Consider the following 19,696-nt stretch of genomic DNA (forward strand, 5'->3'; position numbering starts at 1 on the left):
CGGCGGACGATCGTTTGAACAAGCGAACTGTGCCTGACGCAGAGCTTTCGGTTCTCGGGCCGTCAGGTCATGCGGCTGGGGCCGACCTCGCGCTGCTCGCGGCGGGCGAGGCCGAGCTGGCGCTCGCGCAGGATCACATAGATGCCCGAGACGATGACGATGGTCGCGCCGATCAGGATCGACACGGCCGGCCATTCGCCGAACCAGAACCAGCCGATCGCGACGGCCCAGAGCATGGTCGAATATTCGAAGGGCGCGATCAGCGAGGCGTCGCCATAGCGATAGGCCTGGACGATCAGGATCTGGCCGAGACCACCGAGGATGCCGATCATCACCATCATCACCGCATCCTTGAGATCGGGGATGTGCCAGCCGAGCAGGATGGTCGTGAGGCCGAGCAGGCTGGTCAGCAGCATGAAGTAGAAGACGATGGCGCCTGTCCGCTCCGTCGCGGTCAGGAGCCGCACCTCGACAGAGGCGAAGGCCGAGCAGAAGGCGCCGGCCAGGCCCAGCGCAGCGCCAACCGCGGCATTGCCGCCGACAGGATGGGTGCCGGCGCCCAGATGCGGCGACAGCATGATGAGCACGCCGACGAAGCCGATCGTCACCGCGCTCCAGCGATAGATGCGGACCCGTTCCTTGAGCACGAGTGCGGCCAGCACCACCACGGCGAGCGGCGCGGCATAGCCGATCGCGACGGCTTCCGAGAGCGGCAGGAACTGCAACGCCGCGAAGCCGCAGAACATGCCGGTCGAGCCCATGATGCCGCGCTTGAGATGGCCGCGCAGGTTGCTGGTCTTCAGAGCGGCTGGCAGCTCGGCGCGCCATACCAGCCAGATGAGCAGCGGGATCATCGCGAAGAAGGAGCGGATGAAGACGATTTCGCCGGTCGGATAGCGCGTGGAGATCGACTTGATCCCCGCCGACATCAGCGTGAAGGCCAGCGCCGAGATCAGCTTGAGGGTGATGCCGAGGAGAGGGGACAAAGCGCGCGGCCGAAGAACTGGGACGGTTTCGGGCGAAACCGTTCCTCTTTAGATCATGTCGAATCCGGGAAGCGAAGCGTGAACTCTGCAACTCGGCTAGGCGGTGGGCGAGGGAAACCAAGCCGTCATTGCGAGGAGCGAAGCGACGAAGCAATCCAGGGGGCGTAGGGCTCTGCCGCCCCTGGATTGCTTCGCTGCGCTCGCAATGACGGTGACGGGCGTCAGAACGTGCCGCGGAAGGCGCCGCCGTCGATCAGGAAGTTCTGGCCGGTGAGGTAGCCGGCATGGGCGCTGGCGACGAAGGCGCAGAGCTTGCCGAATTCGTCGGGCGTGCCGAGGCGGCCGGCAGGAACCGCTGCGAGCCTGCGCTTCACGGCCTCGTCCATGCTGATGCCCTGCATCTCCGCAGCCTTGGTGGTCGCGACCTTGATCCGGTCGGTGTCGAAGACGCCGGGCAGGATGTTGTTGATGGTGACATTGGCATGGGCGACCTCGCGGGCGACGCCCGAAAGGAAGGCGGTGAGGCCGGCGCGGGCGGCCGAGGAGACGTCGAGACCGGTCAGCGGGGTCACCACGCTCGCCGAGGTGATGTTGATGATCCGGCCGAAGCCGCGCTCGACCATGCCGTCGATGACGCGCTGCACCAGCTCCAGTGGGGTCGCCATGTTCTGGACGACGCCTTCGAGCAGGCCTTCGCGCGTCACCTGGCGGAAGGGCTTGGGCGGCGGGCCGCCATTGTTGTTGACGAGGATGTCGGGGTTCGGCGCGGCTGCCAGAAGCGCGTCCTGGCCGGCCTTGGTCGAGACGTCGGCTACGACGGCAACCACGGTTGCGCCGGTCGCGGCGCGGATCGCAGCGGCGGTCGCTTCCAGCGTCTTGGCGTCGCGGCCGTTGATGACGACGGTGCAGCCGGCCTGCGCCAGCGCCTCGGCGCAGCCGCGGCCCAGCCCCTTGCTGGAAGCGCAGACGATGGCCGTGCGGCCGGCAATTCCCAGATCCATGGCGTTCTCCGATCAGCGTGGAGGCATTCGAGGCCTCTACCCAGATCATGGATTGGCCGCGCCGTCATCAAAGCGCAACGCAAATCAGACACACGGCCCTCGCATCGCAGCAGCAGGGGCTTTCCGGCATGAGCGACGAGGACGATACCAAGCGGGTCCGCAGCATCTTCATTTCGGATCTGCATCTGGGCACCCGTGGGGCCCAGGCCGATCTCGTGCTGGAGTTCCTGCGCGCCTATGATGCGCCGCAGATCTATCTCGTCGGCGACATCATCGATGGCTGGCGGCTGAAGAGCGGCTGGTATTTCCCGCAGACTCATAACGACGTGATCCAGAAGCTGCTGCGCAAGGTGCGCAAGGGCTCGAAGCTGATCTACGTCACCGGGAACCACGACGATTTCCTGCGCGACTTCACGGGCCTGCAGTTCGGCGGCATTACGCTGGTCGACGAGATCGTCCACGAGACCGCCGACGGCAAGCGCATGCTCGTCATCCATGGCGACCTGTTCGACCTCGTTGTGCGCAACGCCAAATGGCTCGCGCTGCTCGGCGATTGGGCCTACACGGTCGCGCTCGTGCTCAACATGGCGATCAACCGGGTTCGCCGCGTGCTCAGGCTGCCACACTGGTCGCTTTCGGCCTGGGCCAAGGCCAAGGTCAAGAATGCGGTGAACTATATCGGCGAGTTCGAGACCTGCCTCGCCGCCGAGGCGCGCCGCCACAAGGCCGACGGCGTGATCTGCGGCCATATCCACCATGCCGCCCATCGCGAGATCGAGGGGCTGACCTATATCAATACCGGCGATTGGGTCGAAAGCTGCACCGCCTTCGTCGAGCACGAGGATGGGCGTTTCGAGCTGATCCGCTGGCCGCAGGGGCGGATGAAGACGACGCCTTCCGTGCCGGTGACAGTGCCGGCGCGGCCGGCCCCGGTCCGGGACCTGATCGAGGCCGCGTGATGCGCGTGCTGGTCGCGACCGATGCCTGGTGCCCTCAGGTCAATGGCGTCGTGCGCTCGCTGGAGCAGATGATCGCGGCGGCTCCAGGATTTGGGATCACGGCGCAGGCGCTGACACCGGAAGGTTTCCACCAGGTCGGCCTGCCGAGCTATCCCGATATCCGCCTTGCCTTGGCGACGCGGCGGGCGCTGGCCGAGCGCATCGCCGATTTCGCGCCGGACCATATCCATATCGCTACCGAGGGGCCGATCGGCTGGCTGACGCGGGCGGTTTGTCTCGCCCAGAAGCGGCCGTTCACCACGAGCTATCATACGCGCTTCCCGCAATATATCGCGGCGCGCTGGCCGATCCCCGAAAGCTGGAGCTACCGGCTGCTGCGCCGTTTCCATGGGCCTGCCGCGGCCGTGATGGTCTCGACGGCGACGGTGGAGGAGGAGCTGCGCCAGCACGGCTTCGGGAATCTGGTGCGCTGGGGGAGGGGCGTCGATCTCGGCCTGTTCCATCCACGCTCGCAAAGCCTGCTCGACCTGCCGCGCCCGGTCTTCCTCTATGTCGGGCGCGTCGCGGTCGAGAAGAATGTCGAGGCCTTCCTGTCGCTCAAGCTGCCGGGCAGCAAAGTCGTGGTGGGGGACGGGCCGGCGCGCGCCGATCTCAAACGCAGCTTTCCCGAAGCCCGATTCCTCGGCCTGAAAGAAGGCGAGGAACTGGCCGGCATCTATGCCTCCTCGGATGTCTTCGTCTTTCCGAGCCTGACCGACACCTTCGGTATCGTTTTGCTCGAAGCTGCGGCGAGCGGGTTGCCGGTCGCCGCCTTCCCGGTGCAGGGGCCGCGTGACGTCTTTGCCGGCAGCGGGGCGGCGGTGCTGGACGAGGATCTGCGCAGCGCGGCGATGCAGGCGCTCAGGGTGCCGCGCGAGACCTGCCTGGAACTTGCTGCGCATCATAGCTGGACGGCGAGCGCGGCGCAGTTCTACGGCCATATCCGGCGCGTGGCGCACGAGGCCGGCTATTTCCCGCGCGAGCCGGAGGCTCCGGCCGCCGATACGCTTACAGCCTTCGCGAACGGGCGTGGCGGGGAAGGGCGCGGGCTGCCGCGGCGCCTGACGGCTTGAGCTGGGCGCGGAAGCCGTCGCGCCGCTCGTGGACCGAAGCGATGACGAGGCCCATTGGTACGCCGAGCCCGACCAGGGCCGCTTCCGACAATTGCAGGCTGGCCTCGATGGTTTCCGGCACCGCATCGTTGACGCCGATCTCGTAGAGATGGCGGGCATGGGTCGCGTCGCGGGCGCGGGCGACGATCACGATGTCGGGGCGCAGCGAGCGCGCGGCGAGAACGATGGCATCGACGGCGCGGGAATTGTCGATCGTCACGATCAGCGCCGTCGCTTCCTCCAGGCCGCAGAGCCGCAGGAATTCGGGCTTGGTCGCATCGCCGTAATAGGCGGGGCGTCCGGCGCGGCGCTGTGCGGTGATCAGCGAAGCGTCGGAATCGATGACGATATGTGACTTCCCGTGCTCGTCCAGCATCGAGCCTACGAGGCGACCGACGCGCCCGCCGCCGACGACGATGGCGCGCGGCGTGTGATCGCCGGGCGGCAGGACGGTGGCCTCGTCGGGTAGTATGACGGGCGTGGCGAGCTTCTGGGCCAGGTAGCGGGCGATCCTGGCCAGCAGCGGCAACGCGACCATGGTGAGCGAGACCGCAGTCAGGACGATGCTGTTGGCGCTGTGATCTATGAGCTTGGCGCCGGTCGCGGCATTGAGCAGCACGAAGGCGAATTCGCCGCCCGGCGCGACCAGGATCGCGGTTTCAAGCGCGGTCGCCGTCGCCAGCCGAAAGCGGCGAGCGAGAACGAAGATGATGGCGCCCTTGACCAGCACCAGACCGACCGCACCGCCGATGATCGCGAAGGGATGGGCCGCGATATCGGCCGGGTTCACGCCCATGCCGACGGTGAGGAAGAAGACGCCGATCAGCAGCGACTTGAACGGGTCGATCGTGACCTCGATGGCGCGGCGGAACTCGGTCTCGGCGAGCAGCAGTCCGGCGATGAAGGCGCCCAGGCCCATGGAGAGGCCGGCCGCGGCTGCGATCAACCCGGTGCCGAGCGCAGTCAAGAGCGTCGCCGCCATGAAGCTCTCGGTCGAATCGGTCGAGGCGACGAGCCGGAACAGGGGGCGCAGCGCCAGCCGGCCGATGACGACGATGATCGCTATGGCGACGAATGCCTGGATGAAGGCCTGCGTCAGGCCGGCGAGCAGCGAGCCCGAGCCGTTCTGCGCATCGAGCACGCCGATCAGGAACAGCAGCGGGATGACAGCCAGGTCCTGGCAGAGCAGGATCGCGAAGCTGGAGCGGCCGGCCGAGGTGGTCATCCGCTTCTTCGCCGCCAGCAATTCGACGACCATCGCCGTGGAGGACAGGGCGAGGCCGAAGCCGATGATCAGCGCCGCCGCCGCCGGCTGGCCGAGCGCATAGGCGAAAAGCCCGATCGATGCGGCGCAAAGCCCGACCTGTCCGAGGCCGAGCCCGAAGACGAGGCGCTTCATCGTCATCAGGCGCTCGAAGGACAGTTCCAGCCCGATGACGAAGAGCAGGAAGGCGACGCCAAGATCAGCGGGGCGGGCCAGCGCCTCGGCGTTCGAGACGGTGATCGTGCTCAGCAGCGGAATCTTGGAGACCAGGCCACCGAGGCCGAACGGGCCGAGCAAAGCGCCGCAGGCGATGAAGGCGATGATCGAATTGACCTTGAGGCTCTTGGCCAGCGGCACGACCACGCCCGCCGTCGCGAGCACGACGACAGCGTCCTTGTAGACGGAAGGGTCGACTGTTCCGGCCAAAGGGCTGACCTTGCGATTCGAGGGCTTGCGGGATGCGTTGGCAATTCTTGCGGTTTGCGGCGGCGCAGCACAACCTTGGAATCGCTGTGGTCGACCAAAATTCGCCTTGCGGCGCGAGCCTTTAGGCACGGGCGCTCAGGTGCCGCGGGCGAAAAATCCGGTTTCCGCGTGCGATGCGAATGGGATAGCTTCCCGCCATTGTTTCAGAAGGACCGCCCATGCGTTTTGCCGGCACCGAAAACTACGTCGCGACCGAAGACCTTACCGTCGCCGTCAATGCCGCGATCCGGCTGGAGCGGCCGCTGCTGGTGAAGGGCGAGCCCGGCACGGGCAAGACGGTGCTGGCCGAGGAGGTCGCTGCGGCGCTCGGTGCCCAGCTCATCACCTGGCACATCAAGTCGACGACCAAGGCGCAGCAGGGGCTCTACGAATACGACGCGGTGAGCCGCCTGCGCGACAGCCAGCTCGGCGATCCTCGCGTCTCCGAGATCGGCAATTACATCAAGCGGGGCAAGCTTTGGGAGGCCTTCGTGGCGCCGGTCAGGCCGGTGCTGCTGATCGACGAGATCGACAAGGCCGATATCGAGTTTCCCAACGACCTGCTGCTCGAGCTCGACCGCATGGAGTTCCATGTCTACGAAACGGCTGAGACGATCAAGGCGGCGCGGCGGCCGGTGATGATCATCACCTCCAACAACGAGAAGGAACTGCCGGACGCCTTCCTGCGCCGCTGCTTCTTCCACTATATCCGCTTCCCCGACGCGGAGACGATGCAGGCGATCGTCGAGGTGCATTTCCCCGGCATCAAGAAGCGGCTGATGGAGGAGGCGCTGCGGCTGTTCTTCGAGGTGCGCGAGGTGCCGGGCATCAAGAAGAAGCCCTCGACCTCGGAATTGCTCGACTGGCTGAAGCTGCTCGTCGCCGAGGATATCGGGCCGGAGGTGCTGCGCGAGCGCGATCCGCGCAAGCTGATCCCGCCGTTGCACGGCGCTTTGCTCAAGAACGAGCAGGACGTCTCGCTCTTCGAGAAGCTCGCCTTCATGGCCCGGCGCGAGAGTCGTTGAACGCCCCCTCGTAAATCGGCTCCAGCATCGCTAGGTTCTCTCCATGCGACGCCTCATGCTTCTGCGCCACGCCAAGTCCCACTGGCCCACGGGTGTGGCCGATCGCGACCGACCGCTTGCGGCACGTGGGCGCGAGGCCGCTCCGGTGATGGGGCGCTATCTCGCCGATGAATTGCTCTTGCCCGACCTTGTCCTGGTGTCGCCGGCCAAGCGCACGGTCGAGACCTGGGAGATGGTCGCGCCGATGCTGCCGGAGAAGCCGGCGACGCAATACGAGCCCCGCATCTACGAGGCGAAGGTCGAGCGCCTGCTCGATGTCGTGCAGGAGGTCGAGGGCGATGTTCGCACGCTCCTGCTGATCGGACACAATCCCGGTTTCGAGGAGCTGGCGCATCTCCTGACCGGCCATGGCGATCGCTATGCCTCGGCGCGGATGAGCCAGAAATACCCGACCTGCGGGCTCGCCGTGATCGATTTTGCGGTCGAGCACTGGTACGCGATCGCACCGCGAGAAGGCCGGCTCGACCGGTTCGTGACCCCGGGATCGCTGGGCGAAGGCCCGGACGAATGATCGCCGCGGCATCGTGAGCGACACCTCCTATCTCGACAGCGCCCGCAATGCGGCTCTGGCCTTCGGCGACAGCCTGCTCGGGCTTGCGCGGCCGCGCCTGCGGATCGGCGTCACCGGGCTGTCGCGCTCCGGCAAGACGGTCTTCACCACCGCCCTGATCCAGAACCTGATCGAAGGCGCGAAGCTGCCGGTGCTGAAGGCGGCTTCGGAAGGCCGCGTCGCCCGTGTGCGACTGGTGCCGCAACCCGATCCCGACGTGCCGCGCTTTCCCTATGAGGCGCATCGCGCCGCGATGAACGGCGAGAGGCGGCGCTGGCCGGAATCGACGCGGCGCATTTCCGAACTCAGGGTCGAGATCGACTACGAGCGGGCGGCCGGCTGGTTCAAGGGGCCGGCAACGCTGACGCTCGACATCGTCGATTATCCCGGCGAGTGGCTGCTCGACCTCGCGTTGATCGGACAGGACTACAAGGCCTGGTCGGCGCAGGCGGTGGTGGATGCGCGCAAGGCGCATCGGCGCGAGGCCGCGGCGGAGTGGCTTGCGGACCTGTCGCGGCGTGATCCGGACGGGGCGCCGGACGAGCTTGAGGCGGAAGCCGCCAGCGATTTGTTCAAGGGTTATCTCGCGCGCTTGCGCGCCGATCCGGAGGCCGTCGCGGTGACGCCGCCCGGGCGCTTCCTGATGCCAGGTGACCTCGAAGGCTCACCTGCGCTGACCTTCGCACCGCTCGATCTCGGGCATGATCGCGATGTGCGGCCAGGCACGCTTGCAGCACTCATGGCGGAGCGTTTCGAAGCCTATAAGCGCGTCGTGGTGACGCCGTTCTTTCGCGACCATTTCGCCAGGCTCGACCGGCAGATCGTGCTGGTCGACGTGCTGGCTGCACTCGATGCCGGAGCGCCGGCCCTGGCCGATCTCGAAACCGCCTTGGGGCAAGCGCTCGCAGCCTTCTCGGTCGGGCGCAATTCCTGGCTTACGAGCCTGTTCGCGCCGCGGATCGAGCGCGTGCTCTTCGCCGCGACCAAGGCCGACCATATCCACCATTCGAGCCATGATCGGCTGGCGGCGGTGATGTCTCATCTGGTCGGGCGGGCGTTGTCGCGAGCGCAGGGGGCGGGAGCGCGCGTCGAGGCGATGGCGCTCGCTGCCGTGCGGGCGACGCATGAGGTCAGGATCAAGGAAGGCCGCGAGGAACTGCCGGCCATCGCCGGCGTGCCGGAGGCGGGCGAGACGATCGACGGGCAGGTTTTCGACGGCATTGCGGAGGCCGCCATCTTCCCTGGGGAACTGCCCGAGCGGCCCGAGGCGATCTTCGATCCGAAGGCGCATTGGCAGGTCAGGGCGCCGCGCTTCCGGCCGCCATTGGTCGTGCCGGATGCGGGCGGGCGCCTGAAGCCGCCGCCGCAGATCCGCCTCGACCGTGCGCTGGAATTCCTGATCGGCGACAAGCTGGCATGAACGGGGTTTCGCGATGAGCAAGGCACCGCGCGCGATCCGCCTTGACAACGCCCAGCCGGGCGAGCCGGTCGGCGAGGCCCCGCTGCGGCAGGGCGACCTCGCGATCCTGCCCGAGAGCGAGCCGATCGATGCCGTCGTGCCCGTTGCGCCGACCAAGCCCAAACGGCGCTTCTCCTGGGGCTCGCTGTTCGTGGCGGGGCTGTCCGGTTTCCTGGCGCTGGCGGCCGGCGTCTGGGTCGAGAACACCATCCGCGCGCTGATGAGCCAGAACCCGGCGCTCGGCTATGCCGCGCTGGTCTGTGCGGCCGTTGCGACGCTGGCACTCGTCGTGATGCTGGGCCGGGTGCTGCGCGACATCCTGCGCGAGCGCAAGGTGGAGGCGCTGCGCGAGCGCGCGGTCGCGGCGCTGGCGGGCGGTACACCCGATGAAGGCCGGGCGATCGCCGACGAGCTTGTTGCGCTCTACAAGGGGCGGGCGCAGACGGCCCAAGGCCGTGCCGCCCTGCAGGAAGCCTTGCCCCAGCTCTTCACCGCACGCGATGTGCTGACAGTGGCGGAGCGCAGCCTTCTCGCGCCACTCGATGCGCTGGCAACGGCCCAGATCGCGCAGGCCGCGCGGCGCGTCTCGCTGGTCACCGCAGTCAGCCCGCGGGCGCTGGTCGATGTCGTCTTCGTGCTGGTCGCCTGCGCGCGGCTGCTGCGCTCCATCGCCGGCATCTATGCCGGCCGGCCGGGGACGCTCGGCCTGCTCAGGCTGGCCCGACAAGTGATGAACCATCTTGTGCTCACTGGTGGCATGGCAGCGGGCGATGCTGTGATCCAGCAAGTGGTGGGGCAGGGGCTTGCGGCCCGTCTTTCGGCCAAGCTCGGCGAGGGCGTGATCAACGGCATGCTGACGGCCCGGATCGGCCTCGCCGCGCTCGCGGTCTGCCGGCCGCTGCCTTTCGTCGAGGCGGCAGCGCCGACATTGACCGATGTCGCGGGCGATCTCGGCGGCTGGCGAGGCAACCGGGACGATGACGCCTGAACCCGGCAGAATCTGCCGGGAGGAGGCGATTCTGCCCGGTGCGGAGTGCCGGTAAACCTTTCGTAAACGATCCAACTCCTTGAAATAGCACGGAGCCGCGCATGGCATGCGCCGTGCAGAACCTTGCCTCGAGTTGTGGGCCGCCCTTGGGGGGCTGCCGGTCGAGGTGAGGGTTCCATGGGTGTTTTCAGTGCGCTGACCACGGCGGTTTCGGGAATGACGGCGCAGTCCTATGCGCTCGAGAACATCTCCGGAAACATCGCCAACTCGCGGACGGCGGGCTACAAGCGGGTCGACACCGCCTTTGCCGATCTCGTGCCGGACGCGGCGTTGCGGCGGCAGGTCGCCGGTTCGGTCCAGGCTTTCAGCCAGGCGACGAACTCGATCCAGGGCGATCTCAACCCGACCCGCATCGACACCAATATCGCGATCAACGGCGATGGCTTCTTCGTGGTCGACCAGCGCGCGAGCGGTGTCGGCGCCAATACCCAGTTCGCCAATTCGAACCTCTACACCCGCCGCGGCGATTTCGACTTCGACGCGAACGGCTATCTGGTTAACGGCGCGGGCTACTACCTCAAGGGCCTGAAGATCGACCAGGTGACCGGCCAGCTCATCGGCACGCAGCCTGACGTCCTGCGCATCACCAAGGAGCAGTTCCCGGCCAAGGCGACGACCTCGATCGAGTATCGCGCCAATATCCCGGCCGTGCCGGCGACGACGCAGAAGACGCAAGGCGGCACGGAGTTCCTGAACCCCGCTTCGGTCACGGCGGCCGGCACGGCGCCGAACCCCTATGCCGCCAACGCTGCGGTGATGGGCAACAATATCAGCAGCTTCCTGGCGACCTCGATCCCCGGCGGCTCGGTGACCGTCTATGATACGCTCGGCAAGGCGACCAGCGTCGAGATGCGCTGGGCCAAGATCGACAACGGCAACCCCGCGGCGGTGCCGCCGACGACCGGCACCTGGGGGCTGTTCGTGGCCCAGGATACCAGCGCAACCGGCGCCGGCCAGGTCGCCTATGTCCAGACCGGCCAGAACGTCACCTTCGGCACTACCGGCCAGATGGTCACGCCGGCTACCGGCGATATCACGCTGCCGACCATGACGATCAACGGCACCACCATCACCGGCATCAACCTGACGACCGGCGGCAACGGCGTCACCCAGAACGGCGACGTCAGCGGCCAGATCGATGCGCGCAGCATCCGCCAGGACGGCTACACCGCCGGCACGCTCGACCGTGTCACGGTCTCGGCCGAGGGCCAGGTGATCGGCACCTTCAGCAACGGCCAGGTCGTGGCGCTCGCCCAGGTCTCGGTCGCCCGCTTCAACGCCGACAACTCGCTGAAGCGCCTCGATGGCGGCGCCTTCGAGGAGACGATCGAATCCGGCCCGCCGATCATCGGTCTCGGCACCTCGCAGATGGTCGGCGGCAGCGTCGAGCAGTCGAACACCGACATTGCCGACGAATTCTCCAAGATGATCGTCACCCAGCAGGCCTATTCGGCCAATACCAAGGTCATCACCACCGCCCAGGAGATGCTGAGCGCGGTGTTCAACATCATTCGCTGAACGACGCGCCTGCCTAAGCGGCGGCCCAGGAGGGCCGCCTCTCGCAACAGGAGTTGACGATGGGCCTAAGCACTTCCCTCAATACGGCAATCGGCGGTCTCAACGCCGCGCAGGTCGGCATCGGCGTCGTCTCCCAGAACGTCGCCAATGCGGGGACGACGGGCTATGTCCGGCGCACGGTCTCGACCGCCGACAGCCTGACCGGCCTCACGATCGGCGTGCAGAGCACGCAGGTCCAGCGGCTGCTCGACAAGATCGTCCAGCACCAGCTCTGGCAGGAAGCTTCCGGCGCCGCCTATACCTCGACCCGCGCGAGCTCGCTGTCCAATCTCGACAAGCTCTACGGCCAGCCCGGCAGCGCCACGGCGCTGGACACGATCTTCAACAAGTTCACCGGGGCGCTGCAATCGCTCCAGAACGACCCCTCGTCCTACAGCCTGCGCTCGCAGGTGCTGGACAACGCGACGCAGCTTGCGCGCCAGCTCAACACGCTCTCCAATGGCGTGCAGGCCCTGCGCAGCCAGGCCGAAAGCGGCATCTCCGCCGCTGTGACCAAGGTCAACGACCTGCTGGGCGCGCTGACCAAGGTCAATACCCGCATCGTCGGCAGCCCGAACGACAGCGCGACGGCCAGCCTGAAGGACCAGCGCGACCTGATCCTGTCCGAGCTGTCGCAATATGTCGACATCAAGACGACGGAGGATGCGCGCGGCTCGGTCAGCGTCGTGACGGGTTCCGGGACGCAGCTCTTCGACGGGACCGCCGCGGTCACCTTCAAGTTCGACGAACATGCCGGTCTGGGGCCGGATGATCAGTGGGATATCGACCCTACCAAGCGCGGGGTCGGCACGATCAAGATCGTCGATGCGTCCGGCAACGCCTCGGACGCGATCGCTAACCGGATCTTCCGTTCCGGCGAGATCGCGGCCAATATCGAACTGCGTGACAAGACGCTGGTCCAGGCCCAGGCGCAGCTCGACGAGATCGCCGCGCAGATGTCGAAGGCGCTCTCGGATCGCGAGATTGCCGGCACGCCGGCGACTGTGGGCGCGGCCACGGGCTTCGATGTCGATCTCACGGGATTGCAGTCCGGCAATTCGGTCACGCTCGACTACAAGGTCACGCCCGGTGGGCAGACCCAGCGCTTCACCTTCGTGCGCGTCGATTCAGCGGCGTCGCTGCCCTTGCCGGCTTCGGCCAGCGGCGATGCCAATAACCGCGTCGTCGGCATCGACTTCTTGGGCGGCCCGGCTTCCGTAGCGGCCCAGATTCAGGCGGCTGTCGGTACCGGCTTTACGGTTTCGAACGCGGGCTCGACGCTGCGCATCGTCGATGACGGCGCGGCCGGGACGCGCGACGTCGTCGGGTTGACGGCGCGACCGACGAATACGGCCCTGGCTTCGGCGGGCGGAACGGCCGAGCTGCCGTTCTTCGTCGATGGTCCTTCCGGAAGCGCCTTTACCGGTTCTTTCGACGGCGGTTCCCAGACCACGGGCTTCGCCGCCAGAATCACGGTCAACCCGGCCCTGATCGCCGACCGCTCGCTGCTGGTCGCCTACAATACCTCGCCGCCGACGGCGCAGGGCGACGCCACCCGGCCGCAGCTCATGCTGGACCGGCTGACGAAAAGCCAGCGCGCCTTCACCAATGCGTCCGGGCTGGACGGCAACACCGCGAGCTCCAGCACGACGGTGGCGAATTTCGTCCAGCGCGTGGTTTCCTCGCAGGGGCAGGCCGTGGAGGCCGCCAAGCGCCTGGACGAGGGGCAGCAAGTGGCGCTGGCCTCGGTCCAGAGCCGCTTCCAGGCCACATCCCAGGTCAATGTCGACCAGGAAATGTCGATGCTGATCGAACTTCAGACCGCCTATGCCGCCAATGCCCGCATCATCTCCACGATGAAGGAGATGATGGACGTGCTGCTGAGAGTGTGAGGCCGCGATGACCATCACCGCTTACGGAACCGGGGCCTATCGCGCGGCGAAGCCCAACGAGTTCGTCTCGACCCGGGCCCAGTTCGACGATCTCCAGCGCCAGCTCGACACCAAGCAGCGCAGCACCAGCTATGGCGATCTCGGCATCGACCGGCGCGTCAGCCTCGACCTCAACAGCAAGGTCTCGCAGCTCGATTCCTGGCTGAGCGGCATCGGCCTGACCGGCGTGAATCTCAAGCTGCAGACCTCCTCGGTCGAGAACTTCACCAAGCTCACCAACGAGACCCGCAACGACACACGCTCCAACAGCTATGTGCCGAGCGCCAGCGGACGCTCGTCGCCGCAGGTGCTGGCGGAGGAAAAGTTCAAGCAGACCCTCGATCTCCTGAACATCTCCGTCAACGGGCGCTATCTCTTCTCCGGCAAGACCTCAGACACGCAGCCGACCCTCGGGTTCAACGAGATCGTGAACGGCGATGGCGCCGGCAAGGACGGTCTCAAGCAGATGATCGACGAGCGCCGGCAGGCCGATCTCGGCTCCGGGCAGGGCCGGTTGACCGTGGGCGGCGCCGGCACGACGGCGACGATCTCCGAGGAAGCGACCGTCCATCCCTACGGCTTCAAGATCGCGGGGATCACCGGCAGCTCGGCCGCGCTGGCGACGACCTTCAATCCCGGCCCGCCGGCCGATGTCTCGGCGAATGTCGCATCGCAGCCCGTTCCCGGCGATACCGTGCGCATCCAGCTCAAGCTGCCGGACGGGACGCAGGAAGAGGTCGTGCTGACCGCGCGGGCCCCGGGCACCACAGGCTCGGACGCCGACAGCTTCGAGATCGGCGTCGATGTCAATGCGACCGCCGCCAATCTCAGGACCTCGATCGGAGCGGCGCTGGGCAAGGAGGCGCAGACGACGCTCTCGGCCGCGTCCTCCCAGGTTGCCGCCCAGGATTTCTTCGCCGGCAGCTTGAACAATCCGCCGAAGCGGGTTCCGGGCCCTCCGTTCGACACCGCGACCCTGCCGCCGACCAATGCTGGCGCCGCCGCGACGACGGTGATCTGGTATCGCGGCGATGACGGGGCGGACCCGGCGCGCAGCACCTCGACGGTCCAGATCGACCAGGGCCAGACGGTGGGCACCGGCGCGCGGGCCAATGAGGAAGCATTCCGTGTCGGTCTCGCCCAGTTCGCGATCATGGCCGTCGAGAATTTCCCGGCGGGCGATACCAATTCGCAGGCGCGCTACGAAGCCATGACCTCGCGGGTCAGCGAGAAGCTCGGCTTCGGCGGCTCGACCCAGAAACCGGCGGAGATCATCACCGAGCTCGGATCTGCCCAGACGGCGCTTGCCAGCGCGAAGGAACGCCACCAGAGCACCAAGGACTATCTGACCACGACGTTGGCCGGCGTCGAGAACGTCACGACGGAAGAAGTCGCGACGCAGATCCTCTCGCTGCAGACGCAATTGCAGGCGAGCTATCAGGTGACGTCGATGCTCTCGAAGCTGTCGCTGACCAACTATCTCTGAACGGAGCCAGGAGCGTTCCCAAAACAGAAACGCCGCCCCGAAAGGGCGGCGTTTCTGCTTGTCCGGTCATCGGCGCTTCGGCTGGCGGATCAGCGCCCGCGCAGGCCGGCGGCGATATCGCGATTGATGTTGACCAGGATGCCCAGCGATTGCGGCTGCGGATCGCTCGAGATCTTGAAGGTCTGGTTGAAGATGAAATTGGCGAGGCTGAGAATGTTGGTCTTGATGCCGACCGGGAGCGGATTGTCCTCGGCGATGACGGCGGAGACCAGGAGGGTCCAGAGGCGCCGGTTATAGGTCAGCGCCTCGTCGAGATCGCGTTCGCGCTGGTTCCAGTCATCGGCGACGGCCTGGAGCCGCATGGCGGCCTTGATCAGGAGGGAGGCTTCGAGTTCGCGAGGCGAAACGACGGATTGAGCAGTCTTGGCCGCGGCAGCGTAGGCGTTAAACCCGTTTTGCATTCTCGATCAATTCCGCTTCATAGGCGATCAGCTTTCTGGCTGCCTTGAGAGCTTTGTAGAGGTCGTCGCTTAAAATGCGGTTATTGATCTCATGAACATGCGGCAGAGCGCTGGGCGCCGCATTGATGAAATCGCGCACGAGCTGGAAATAGGTTTCGTGCTCATGCGTCGGGTCCTGCTCCAGATACATGAGCTGGATCGCGAGATAGATCTTCTTGGCCGGCGTATCGGCGGTCGCGGCGGTCAGGATGTCTTTCTCGCGCAGGATCGGGGCCTCGCCCTCGATGAAGAAGCGCGTGCGCTGCTCGTCGTTGCGGATCACCACCTGGCCGATGATGATGCGCTCGCGCGGCTTGAGCTCGACCTTGAGGGCCATGGCGGTCCTGCCTTCTGGCTGGAGGGGAGGGCGGGCGGCTGCTGCGGCGTCAGCCGAAGAGACGCAGGACGCCCTGGTCGGCCTGGTTCGCCAGCGACAGCGCGGTCTGCGAGAGCTGCTGGCGGGTGTTGAGGGCCAGCAGGCTTGCGCCTTCCTCGTTCGGATCGGCAAGCACGAGATTACCCGCGCCGGTGGTCAGGACGTTGGCCAGTTCCTTGGTGAAGTCCTGGCGGGTCTGGGCGACCGAGAGGTTGGAGCCGAAGGTCGAGGCCAGCGACTTCAGCGAGGTCAGCGCGCCGGTGAGGGAGGCCGTTGCCTTGTCCAGGTCGGCGTCGTTCTGGAAGTTGATGAAGCCTGCGAGCTGCGTGTTGACCGCGCGCGGAATGCCCAGGTTGTCGGAGGTGATGTTCGAGCCCTGGATGTCGAGCTTGGTCTGGTTCTTGCCGGTCTTCTCGTTGAAGACGATGCTCAGCCGGTCACCGGCCAGCAGGTTGATGCCGTTATAGCTCGAATCCTTGGCGAGATCGTCGATCTTGTTGCGCAGGTCGTTGAACTGGTCGATCAGGTTCGAGCGCACCGCCGAGGTGATGCCGGAGGAGGCGATGCCGGTCGTACGGTCGGTGGCAGCGAGACCGAACTTGGTGTTCTGCAGGCCGGTCGCCGAGTCGGTGACCGCAGCGGCGGCGTTGGCGCCGGCGCCGATACCGACACCGAGTTGCTCGGAGCCGATGCCCTTGACGTTGAGGATGCCCTTCTCGTCGACGAAGGCGGAGGCGACACCCGAAGCGTTGATCGCGTTGACGACGTCGCGGACGGTCGTGTTGGCGGTCAGGGTGATGCCGATATTGGTCGTCGAGGTCGGCGCGGCCGGGTTGGTGACGATCTGGATGTTGAGTTCCGGCGTCGCCGTGACGTCGATACCGAGATCGCCCGCGGCGCTGGCGGTCGCAGTCGTCACCGTGGTGTCGCCGGCGCTGCCGATGCGCTTGTCGAGGGCGATGTCCTTCAGGCTCTTGTTGGTCGCCTGCTGCTCGGCCGCGCCGGCCAGCGTCGTGCCGGTGCCGACGACGGTCGGGCGGTTCTGGGCAGCGTCGGCCTGGGCCTGCTTCACGGTCGACTGCAACGACTGGACGAGCTTGGTGATGCCGTCGATGCCCTTGGATGCGGTCTGAATGGTCTGGATGCCGTTCGAGATGCCGTCGAGCAGGCCGGTGAGCTGGCTCGAGCGATCGCTCAGCGAGGCGGCGGTGAAGTAGTTGACGGGGTTGTCGATCGCCGAGTTGACCTTCCGGCCCGTGGCGAGGCGATTCTGGATCACGCCCTGCTGGGCGGTGGTCTGCTGGAGGGTCAGCAGGTTGTTGCGGACGCCGTTCGACAGGATCGTATTGGCCATTTCAGGTCCCTCTGACAGCGCGACTCGGCGCTCAACCAGCTCGTTCTGGGCCGACAATCCTTTGTTAAGACTAATAATCGGTTAATGGCGGGGGCGGACCCAAACGAAAAGCGGCGGAGCCTTTCGGCTCCGCCGCTCTTTTGCTTCGCCCCGCATTCTGCGGGCTGATCCGCTCCTGCGGACCGAAGATCAGAACAGGCGCAGGACGCCCTGGTCGGCCTGGTTCGCCAGCGACAGCGCCGTCTGGGCGAGCTGCTGACGGGTCTGCAGCGCGAGCAGGGAGGCGGCCTCGCCGTTGACGTCGGCGTTGGTCAGGTTGTCGGCGCCGGTCGTCAGAACGCTCGCCATGTCCTTGGTGAAGTCCTGGCGGGTCTGGGCGACCGAGAGGTTGGCGCCGAAGGTCGAAGCGAGCGACTTCAGCGAAGTCAGCGCGCCGTTGAGCGACTTGGTGGCCGTATCCAGATCGGCGTCGTTCTGGAAGTTGGTGGTGCCAGCGAGCTGCGTGTTGCCAGCCTTGGCGATACCCAGGTTGTCCGAGGTCAGGGCGGTACCCTGAACATCGAGCTTGGTCTGGTTCTTGCCGGTCTTCTCGTTGAAGACGATCGAGAGACGGTCACCACCGAGCAGGTTGATGCCGTTGAAGCCCGAATCCTTGGCGAGATCGTCGATCTTGGTACGCAGGTCGTTGTACTGGTCGATCAGGTTCGAGCGCACCGCCGAGGTGATGCCGGAGGAGGCGGTACCCGTCGTGCGGTCGGCGGCAGCGAGACCGAACTTGGTGTTCTGCAGACCGGTCGCCGAGTCGGTGACCGCAGCGGCGGCGGTGGCGCCGGCACCGATGCCGACACCGAGCGCTTCCGAGCCGGTGCCCTTGACGTTGAGCACGCCCTTCTCGTCGACGAAGGCGGTGGCGACACCCGAGCCGTTGATCGCGTTGACGACGTCGCGGACGGTCGTGTTGGCGGTCAGGGTGATGCCGATATTGGTCGTCGAGGTCGGCGCGGCCGGGTTGGTGACGATCTGGATGTTGAGTTCCGGCGTCGCCGTGATGTCGACACCGAGATCGCCAGCGGCGCCCGCGGTCGCAGCCGTCACCGTGGTGTCGCCGGCGCTGCCGACACGCTTGTCGAGGGCGATGTCCTTCAGGCTCTTGCTGGTCGCAACCTGCTCGGCAGCGGTGGCCAGCGTCGTGCCGGTGCCGACGACGGCCGGGCGGTTCTGGGCGGCGTCGGCCTGGGCCTGCTTGATCGTCGACTGAAGCGAGTTCACCAGCTTGGTGACGCCGTCGATGCCCTTGGAGGCGGCCTGGATGGTCTGGATGCCGTTCGAGATGCCGTCGAGCAGGCCGGTGAGCTGGCCCGAGCGATCATTCAGCGAAGCGGCAGTGAAGTAATTGACGGGGTTGTCGATCGCGGAGTTGACCCGCTTGCCCGTCGCGAGACGGTTCTGGATCGCCTGAGCCTGAGCCTGGGTCGACTGCAGCGACGACAGGTTGTTGCGGACACCGGCGGAGAGAGAAACGGCCATCGTGATTACCTTCTGGTACGGAGCCTTCTGGCGCCCTGGCCGTTCTGGCCAGGACGGGCCGACCCTGCTGCGCCAGCCCGTAACAACAGGTAAATTTCAGCCGGCGAATTGAAGCGGATCGCGGGCTTGTCGGCGCATGGTTAAGCAGCCTCTAATACCAGCGGCCATCGAGCCCGACCTATCGTCATTGCGAGCGCAGCGAAGCAATCCAGGAGGACGTAGAGCGCTGCCGCCCCTGGATTGCTTCGCTGCGCTCGCAATGACGGAAAAACCAGCATCGGTCGGTCGCAAAGGCCGTTGGTATAGCGTGCGGCGCGGGCGGATCGGCGGAGATGCCGGCGCCCCGAAACGCAAACCGCCCGCGCAGGGGCGGGCGGCTTGCCGATCGGATGGAGTGCAGGAGCCTCGTCAGGCGGTCCGCTCGACCTGGTGGTGGGTTTCGCTGGCCTCCCGCGCCCGTTCGCTGAGTTCGCGCGAATAGGCGCGCAGCTTCAAGAGCGTTTCGTCGGGCAATTGCGAGATCGTCTCGCCGGTCTCCGGATCCTTCTTCTGAAGCACGATCGCGCGCGTCTGCGGATCGATGATCAGCTTGCGCTCGACCGTCTCGTTCGCGGTGCGGGCGGCCTGGCGGCTGTTCTGGTCGTTCGCCTGGGCGCGGCGCTCGCCATCGGCACGGCTTTGCGCATCGCGCGCCTCGGCGCGCACCTCAACATTGACGGCTGAGCCGGCGGAGGCGGATTGCACCGTCTTTTCGGGAGGAAGCTCCACGGCGATGCTGTCGGCCTGGGCCGTGACATCTGCGCGGGAGACAGGCGGCGGGCCGATGACGGCCGCGAGCTTGGGGGCGTTGCCAAAATCCATGACCACTCCTTCTGGAGTCGCTCACGACGCCGTCGCGCCGCTTTCGTCCGGGGCCGGGAGCAGGACGAAGCTACCCGACACTGTGGAGAATGACAGAAAAGATTGAACCAGGCGTCAAGAAATTAGGTAAATCTTT

17 protein-coding genes are annotated in these 19,696 nt (G+C 66.4%); 9 read left to right on the forward strand and 8 right to left on the reverse strand.

Features of this window, described 5'->3' with window-relative positions; genetic code table 11:
• Positions 1 to 62 precede the first annotated feature (62 nt).
• The gene (locus Q0Q02_RS05180) at positions 63 to 986 is read right to left on the reverse strand and encodes a DMT family transporter (RefSeq protein WP_293807503.1); all 924 of its coding nucleotides are present in this window, start codon (positions 984 to 986) and stop codon (positions 63 to 65) included.
• A gap of 221 nt (positions 987 to 1,207) precedes the next feature.
• Complete coding sequence (locus tag Q0Q02_RS05185; RefSeq protein WP_293807504.1) at positions 1,208 to 1,987, reverse strand: SDR family oxidoreductase; 780 nt, start codon at positions 1,985 to 1,987, stop codon at positions 1,208 to 1,210.
• 128 nt (positions 1,988 to 2,115) lie between these two features.
• Between Q0Q02_RS05185 and Q0Q02_RS05190 the strand changes: the two genes are divergently transcribed.
• Both Q0Q02_RS05190 and Q0Q02_RS05195 read left to right on the forward strand, forming a co-directional pair.
• Positions 2,116 to 2,946: a UDP-2,3-diacylglucosamine diphosphatase gene (locus tag Q0Q02_RS05190; RefSeq protein ID WP_293807505.1), complete on the forward strand. Its 831-nt coding sequence runs from the start codon at positions 2,116 to 2,118 to the stop codon at positions 2,944 to 2,946.
• Entirely contained in the window at positions 2,946 to 4,058 is a 1,113-nt protein-coding gene (locus Q0Q02_RS05195; protein WP_293807506.1) for a glycosyltransferase family 1 protein, read from the forward strand. Before Q0Q02_RS05190 ends, Q0Q02_RS05195 begins: the two co-directional genes overlap by 1 nt.
• Here Q0Q02_RS05195 and Q0Q02_RS05200 read toward each other — a convergent pair.
• The gene (locus Q0Q02_RS05200) at positions 3,994 to 5,787 is read right to left on the reverse strand and encodes a cation:proton antiporter (RefSeq protein WP_293807507.1); all 1,794 of its coding nucleotides are present in this window, start codon (positions 5,785 to 5,787) and stop codon (positions 3,994 to 3,996) included. The genes Q0Q02_RS05195 and Q0Q02_RS05200 overlap by 65 nt on opposite strands.
• Before the next feature lie 218 nt (positions 5,788 to 6,005).
• On the opposite strand from Q0Q02_RS05200, the gene Q0Q02_RS05205 reads away from it, so the two are divergent.
• The 7 genes from Q0Q02_RS05205 to Q0Q02_RS05235 all read left to right on the forward strand — a co-directional run bounded on the left by Q0Q02_RS05205 (position 6,006) and on the right by Q0Q02_RS05235 (position 14,942).
• Entirely contained in the window at positions 6,006 to 6,851 is an 846-nt protein-coding gene (locus tag Q0Q02_RS05205) for a MoxR family ATPase (protein ID WP_293807508.1), read from the forward strand.
• 43 nt (positions 6,852 to 6,894) lie between these two features.
• Positions 6,895 to 7,422, forward strand: a complete 528-nt coding sequence (locus tag Q0Q02_RS05210) for a histidine phosphatase family protein (RefSeq protein ID WP_293807509.1) — start codon at positions 6,895 to 6,897, stop codon at positions 7,420 to 7,422.
• Positions 7,423 to 7,477: 55 nt separating this feature from the next.
• Positions 7,478 to 8,881, forward strand: a complete 1,404-nt coding sequence (locus Q0Q02_RS05215) for a YcjX family protein (RefSeq protein ID WP_293807556.1) — start codon at positions 7,478 to 7,480, stop codon at positions 8,879 to 8,881.
• Positions 8,882 to 8,894: 13 nt separating this feature from the next.
• A complete protein-coding gene (locus Q0Q02_RS05220; protein ID WP_293807510.1) occupies positions 8,895 to 9,908 on the forward strand; it encodes a TIGR01620 family protein in 1,014 nt (337 codons plus the stop codon).
• A gap of 177 nt (positions 9,909 to 10,085) precedes the next feature.
• On the forward strand, positions 10,086 to 11,486 hold the full coding sequence (locus Q0Q02_RS05225; RefSeq protein WP_293807511.1) for a flagellar hook-basal body complex protein: 1,401 nt from the start codon (positions 10,086 to 10,088) through the stop codon (positions 11,484 to 11,486).
• 59 nt (positions 11,487 to 11,545) lie between these two features.
• The gene (gene flgK, locus Q0Q02_RS05230) at positions 11,546 to 13,417 is read left to right on the forward strand and encodes a flagellar hook-associated protein FlgK (RefSeq protein WP_293807512.1); all 1,872 of its coding nucleotides are present in this window, start codon (positions 11,546 to 11,548) and stop codon (positions 13,415 to 13,417) included.
• Positions 13,418 to 13,424: 7 nt separating this feature from the next.
• Positions 13,425 to 14,942: a flagellin gene (locus Q0Q02_RS05235; protein WP_293807513.1), complete on the forward strand. Its 1,518-nt coding sequence runs from the start codon at positions 13,425 to 13,427 to the stop codon at positions 14,940 to 14,942.
• Between the two features lie 89 nt (positions 14,943 to 15,031).
• Here Q0Q02_RS05235 and flaF read toward each other — a convergent pair whose 3' ends face one another.
• The 5 genes from flaF to Q0Q02_RS05260 form a co-directional block, all read right to left on the reverse strand.
• Positions 15,032 to 15,403, reverse strand: coding sequence for a flagellar biosynthesis regulator FlaF (gene flaF / locus Q0Q02_RS05240; RefSeq protein ID WP_293807514.1), 372 nt, complete (start codon positions 15,401 to 15,403; stop codon positions 15,032 to 15,034).
• Positions 15,387 to 15,779 carry a flagellar biosynthesis repressor FlbT gene (flbT, locus tag Q0Q02_RS05245; protein ID WP_293807515.1) on the reverse strand — a complete coding sequence of 131 codons (393 nt, stop codon included), beginning with the start codon at positions 15,777 to 15,779 and terminating at the stop codon, positions 15,387 to 15,389. The genes flaF and flbT overlap by 17 nt, the downstream gene beginning before the upstream one ends.
• A 49-nt stretch (positions 15,780 to 15,828) precedes the next feature.
• Complete coding sequence (locus Q0Q02_RS05250) at positions 15,829 to 17,172, reverse strand: flagellin (RefSeq protein WP_293807516.1); 1,344 nt, start codon at positions 17,170 to 17,172, stop codon at positions 15,829 to 15,831.
• Positions 17,173 to 17,361: 189 nt separating this feature from the next.
• Entirely contained in the window at positions 17,362 to 18,699 is a 1,338-nt protein-coding gene (locus Q0Q02_RS05255; protein WP_293807517.1) for a flagellin, read from the reverse strand.
• Positions 18,700 to 19,107: 408 nt separating this feature from the next.
• Entirely contained in the window at positions 19,108 to 19,560 is a 453-nt protein-coding gene (locus Q0Q02_RS05260; protein WP_293807518.1) for a flagellar protein FlaG, read from the reverse strand.
• Positions 19,561 to 19,696 lie beyond the last annotated feature (136 nt).

Origin of the sequence: uncultured Allobosea sp., from assembly GCF_945956895.1 — a bacterium.
GTDB lineage: Bacteria > Pseudomonadota > Alphaproteobacteria > Rhizobiales > Beijerinckiaceae > Allobosea.

Excerpts from the sequence above, each read along its gene's own strand:
- Q0Q02_RS05185 (WP_293807504.1), bottom strand. The coding sequence starts at position 1,987 with ATGGATCTGGGAATTGCCGGCCGCACGGCCATCGTCTGCGCTTCCAGC.
- Q0Q02_RS05190 (WP_293807505.1), top strand. The coding sequence starts at position 2,116 with ATGAGCGACGAGGACGATACCAAGCGGGTCCGCAGCATCTTCATTTCG.
- Q0Q02_RS05195 (WP_293807506.1), top strand. The coding sequence starts at position 2,946 with ATGCGCGTGCTGGTCGCGACCGATGCCTGGTGCCCTCAGGTCAATGGC.
- Q0Q02_RS05205 (WP_293807508.1), top strand. The coding sequence starts at position 6,006 with ATGCGTTTTGCCGGCACCGAAAACTACGTCGCGACCGAAGACCTTACC.
- Q0Q02_RS05210 (WP_293807509.1), top strand. The coding sequence starts at position 6,895 with ATGCGACGCCTCATGCTTCTGCGCCACGCCAAGTCCCACTGGCCCACG.
- Q0Q02_RS05220 (WP_293807510.1), top strand. The coding sequence starts at position 8,895 with ATGAGCAAGGCACCGCGCGCGATCCGCCTTGACAACGCCCAGCCGGGC.
- Q0Q02_RS05225 (WP_293807511.1), top strand. The coding sequence starts at position 10,086 with ATGGGTGTTTTCAGTGCGCTGACCACGGCGGTTTCGGGAATGACGGCG.
- flgK (WP_293807512.1), top strand. The coding sequence starts at position 11,546 with ATGGGCCTAAGCACTTCCCTCAATACGGCAATCGGCGGTCTCAACGCC.
- Q0Q02_RS05235 (WP_293807513.1), top strand. The coding sequence starts at position 13,425 with ATGACCATCACCGCTTACGGAACCGGGGCCTATCGCGCGGCGAAGCCC.
- flaF (WP_293807514.1), bottom strand. The coding sequence starts at position 15,403 with ATGCAAAACGGGTTTAACGCCTACGCTGCCGCGGCCAAGACTGCTCAA.
- flbT (WP_293807515.1), bottom strand. The coding sequence starts at position 15,779 with ATGGCCCTCAAGGTCGAGCTCAAGCCGCGCGAGCGCATCATCATCGGC.
- Q0Q02_RS05250 (WP_293807516.1), bottom strand. The coding sequence starts at position 17,172 with ATGGCCAATACGATCCTGTCGAACGGCGTCCGCAACAACCTGCTGACC.
- Q0Q02_RS05255 (WP_293807517.1), bottom strand. The coding sequence starts at position 18,699 with ATGGCCGTTTCTCTCTCCGCCGGTGTCCGCAACAACCTGTCGTCGCTG.
- Q0Q02_RS05260 (WP_293807518.1), bottom strand. The coding sequence starts at position 19,560 with ATGGATTTTGGCAACGCCCCCAAGCTCGCGGCCGTCATCGGCCCGCCG.